Below are 3,789 nucleotides of genomic sequence, written 5' to 3'. Positions count from 1 at the left end.
CCGCGCTCAGTCAGCGCTGCCGTGACTGTGCTCACCTCCGCCACAAACCGGCTCCGGCTGCGCTCAGTCAGCGCTGCCGTGACTGTGCTCACCTCCGCCACAAACCGGCTCCGGCTGCGCTCAGTCGTAGTGCTGGAACATCGGCCAGAGCACCGACCAGCTCTGCGCCGGTTCGCGGCAGATCGCGACCGGTTCGTCCTCCTCCTCGTTGTCCACGCCGTACCGGTTGTGCAGCCGGTCGGCGATAGCACACGAGGCGAAATGGTCGCCGGCGCCGTCGACCGCGCCCCCGATGAGGACGACCGTGGTCGTTGCCTCCGGTGGTCGCCGCTCGTAGTAGAGCTGGTTCTGGCCGCTGTACGGGGTGGGCAGGCCGAGCGCCGGACCGTACCGGTAGATCGCACCCGCCTCCCCGTAGTTGCTCGTGATGATCACGGTTCGCGCTAGCTCCTCGGGTGGGATGGACCGGTACACCGCGGCCACCTGGGCCACGTAGTCCGGCCAGCCGACCTGGTCCTGGGCCGCCTGGTTGATGGCCGGTACCGGCGTGTCCGCCAGTGCCGACAACGGAACCAGCGGCAGCCCGATCACCGCGCAGATCGCCGCGTTGAGCGCGACTCCGCAGACGGTGAGCCGCGACCAGACCCGGCTGCGAGCCAGGAACTCGGCGGTGGGTACGCATCCGACGGCGTACACGACGGCCAGCAGCCCAAACGGGTAGTAGAGCTGGCCGCCACCGACGAACGTCTCCGCCAGCAGGACAACGAAAGCCACCGGGAGGAACCGCAGGGCGCGCCAGGCCAGCTCGCGCCTGCGCCACGGCGCGACGAGTCCGGCCACCCAGATGGGTACCAGCGGAGGACCCAGAAGCAGGAACAGGTACGGCCACATGACCGCGCGTACGCTACCCGCGTTGTTCTCGCTCAACGCGCGACTCATGGTGAGCTGCGGCCACGAGTGCGTCGCCTGGTACAGCAGGTTCGGCAGGGCGATGACCAGCGCTACGGCAGCGGCCAGCGCCAGCCATCCGGTCCACAACGCGCGGCGCGGACCGACGATGAGGAGCCCGGCGGCCAGCGCGACGAGCAGCAGGGTGACAAGCAACTTGTTGTACGTGCTGAGCCCCACCGTCAACCCGACAGCCAGCCACCAGCGCGGCCGATCGCGACGAACCACCCTGATCACGAACAGGCAGACCAGCGGCCAGACCACCAGATCCACCGACGTGGTCAGCATTACGTGGCCCATGAGAAGCGGTGTCGCGGCGAATGCGTAGGACCAGGCGCACAGGCCCTGCGCGGTCCGGCCGCCGCCCAGTTCCCGGGTGATGAGCACGACGACGAGCACCGAGAGCATCGCGGACAATGTCGCGGGTATCCGCTGCACCCACGGGTCCGGAGACACCTGCGCCGCCAGGTGCGCGAGCAGCGGAGTCAGCGGTGGCTGGTCGACGTATCCCCAGGCAGGGCGCAGCACCCGGAAGTACAACTCATCGCGCTCGAACCCGTACCACTGACTGAGCAGCGTCAGAACCACGGCGAGCGCGCCTATGGCGGACAACAACCAACCCCAGGCGACCGGAGCGGGCGCGGAGAAGGTCTCTCCGCCCAGCGCCGACGCGGACGATGACGCCACGGGCGATGGCACCGCGGACGTTGGCTCTACGGACGATGGCTCTGCGGACAACGGCGAACCGGCCGAACGCTGCGTTGGCAACGCCGACGGCGAACCGGATTCTGTGCCGGATTCCGCACCGGCAGGCGTACCCCCGTCTGTCACGATCGAAGTATCTACCATCGGCGATCGCAGTCCAGCGTGACGCGCGTGCGCGCGGGTCCGGCGGTGCGAGCAAGTCAGCGCAGAGCGAGCAAATCAGGGCAGAGCAGATCTGCTCAGGCCAGCACAGCCGAGGCTCAGGCCAACACAGCCGACGCGTCGTGAATCCGTACGCTCAAGCTTCCCTCGGCGAGGACCGTGACCGCGGCCGCATATCCGGGACCGACGGACAGGTCAGCGAGGCTGCAGGCCAGCGCGGCGCCGCGGTAGCTGATGAGTTGGGCCGGCGTGTCAGCGGGGCTGACGACGACCTCGCGAAGCGGTACCCGCAGCCCCTCCCCGGTCGCCTTGACGACCGATTCTTTCCGGCACCAGTACGTGTAGAACTCCTCGGCCCGGCGAACCGGCTCGGCGGCGACGAGCACCGCCTCTGCCAGACCCGTCACATCACGATCGCCGACGACCTCGACGTCGACGCCCACGGCCGCCTCGCGGGTGAGCGCGAACGCCACCTTGTCCCCGGAGTGCGAGAGGGACATGTGGACATCGGCGTCGACGATCCGCGGCTTTCCGTGGGGTTCGGAGCACCGTGGGCAGGTGCGGTCCACCCGTACCCGGTCCGGCACGGTCCCCGTCTGCTGCGCCACCACCAGCCGGGTCAGCGCAACCCCGGCGGTGAATCTGGCCCTGTCGGCCTCCTTCAGGTAGCGCTCGCGGCGCCGCTGCTCGACGTCGTTCAGGAGAGCCAGGTGGGCCGGGCGCACGGACGCGATGTCCGCGAACCACATCTCGCACCGCAGCGCTCCCGGAGTGCGTGGCGCCGGGACGTCCGCCGGGCGCTGGCTGTCCGTTCCCGTCCCGGTCTGAGACATGTGACCGATCCTATCCCGGCCACGCCCTCCGCCGAGAGTAGGCGTGAGATCCAAAAGAGAGATGACGAGGCCAGCCCGGCCGAGGCAGACTGCTCGGAATGAGCGCGCAATCCACAGCCGACACCACCGCGGCAGCCGTCGCCGCCACCGTCGGTCTGGCCCGCCGGCTCGGTCTCGGGCCCTCGGTCGAGCCCGTCGTCCTGCGGGAGGGAGCGAACCTCACCGTCCGGTTGAGTCCCCATCCCGTCGTCGCCCGGATCGCCACGCAGACCGCCGCGGTACGGGAGGTCGCGGCGTACCAGAACCGGGAGCTGGCCGTGCTCGACCATCTGGCCACCACCGACGCCCCCGCGATGCACCCCGCGCGATCGGTTCCACCCGGACCCCACGAGGTCGACGGGTGGCGACTGATCTTTCTGCACTACTACGATCACGACCCCGATCGGCCGCTGTCCGGGCGGCAGGTCGGCGACTCACTCGCGGCCCTGCACCGCGCGATGGCGGGGATCGACGTCGAGCTGCCCAGCGCCACGGAGGCGCTCGACGAGCTGCCGCTGCTGCTCGACCGGGCCGAGACGATGACCGGTGACGAACGGTCGTTCCTCAACGACCGCGCCGAGCTGGTCTCGGAGGCGCTGCGCGGGTACCGGGGCCGGACCCAGCCCCTGCACGGCGACGTGCACCTGGGCAACCTGCTGCGGACGCCGCACGGCCCGATCTGGTCCGACTTCGAGGACATGTGTACCGCTCCGGTCGAGTGGGACCTGGCGTCACTGGTCGCCAGCGTTCAGATCAACACGGCCAACCGTGCCCTGGTCGACGAGGCGGTTCACGCGTACGGCTGTGACACCACGACGCCGCTGTGGCGCACCTGCCTGGAGGGCAACGTCCTCATGTTCACCGCCTGGGCGGCGATGGCCGCGGGACACAGCGAGCGGGCCGCGCAGTCCATGCCGCGCCGGTTGGCCTGGCACCGCGAGTACGCCGGCGCGTCGTGATCCGCGCCCAGGCCCTGTCCTGTCGATCTTGTCGAGCCGAGGCGGAGGCCAGGCGTCGATCCGGCAAGGCTCGCAGGATGTCTGGATACCGGTGTTGTATCCAGACATCCGAGAACGCAGCCGGTCGGCGGCTGGACCCGCCG

At 69.8% G+C, this 3,789-nt stretch carries 3 protein-coding genes; 1 reads left to right on the top strand and 2 read right to left on the bottom strand.

All coding sequences use genetic code 11. The features are described from left to right. Positions 1 to 120: 120 nt before the first annotated feature. Positions 121 to 1,635, bottom strand: a complete 1,515-nt coding sequence (locus Raf01_RS12985; RefSeq protein WP_203918089.1) for a glycosyltransferase family 39 protein — start codon at positions 1,633 to 1,635, stop codon at positions 121 to 123. Positions 1,636 to 1,913: 278 nt separating this feature from the next. Next, a complete protein-coding gene (locus Raf01_RS12980; protein ID WP_203918088.1) occupies positions 1,914 to 2,648 on the bottom strand; it encodes a 4'-phosphopantetheinyl transferase family protein in 735 nt (244 codons plus the stop codon). A gap of 98 nt (positions 2,649 to 2,746) precedes the next feature. Here Raf01_RS12980 and Raf01_RS12975 point away from each other — a divergent pair, with 98 nt between their 5' ends. Beyond that, positions 2,747 to 3,646: a phosphotransferase enzyme family protein gene (locus Raf01_RS12975; RefSeq protein ID WP_203918087.1), complete on the top strand. Its 900-nt coding sequence runs from the start codon at positions 2,747 to 2,749 to the stop codon at positions 3,644 to 3,646. The last annotated feature ends 143 nt before the right edge of the window (positions 3,647 to 3,789 follow it).

The sequence above is a fragment of the Rugosimonospora africana genome, assembly GCF_016862975.1.
Classification (GTDB): Bacteria; Actinomycetota; Actinomycetes; order Mycobacteriales; family Micromonosporaceae; genus Rugosimonospora; species Rugosimonospora africana.
Note: the sequence above shows the minus strand (reverse complement) of the source record. Positions and strands in the feature narration are given on the sequence as shown.

Excerpts from the sequence above, each read along its gene's own strand:
- Raf01_RS12980 (WP_203918088.1), bottom strand. The coding sequence starts at position 2,648 with ATGTCTCAGACCGGGACGGGAACGGACAGCCAGCGCCCGGCGGACGTC.
- Raf01_RS12975 (WP_203918087.1), top strand. The coding sequence starts at position 2,747 with ATGAGCGCGCAATCCACAGCCGACACCACCGCGGCAGCCGTCGCCGCC.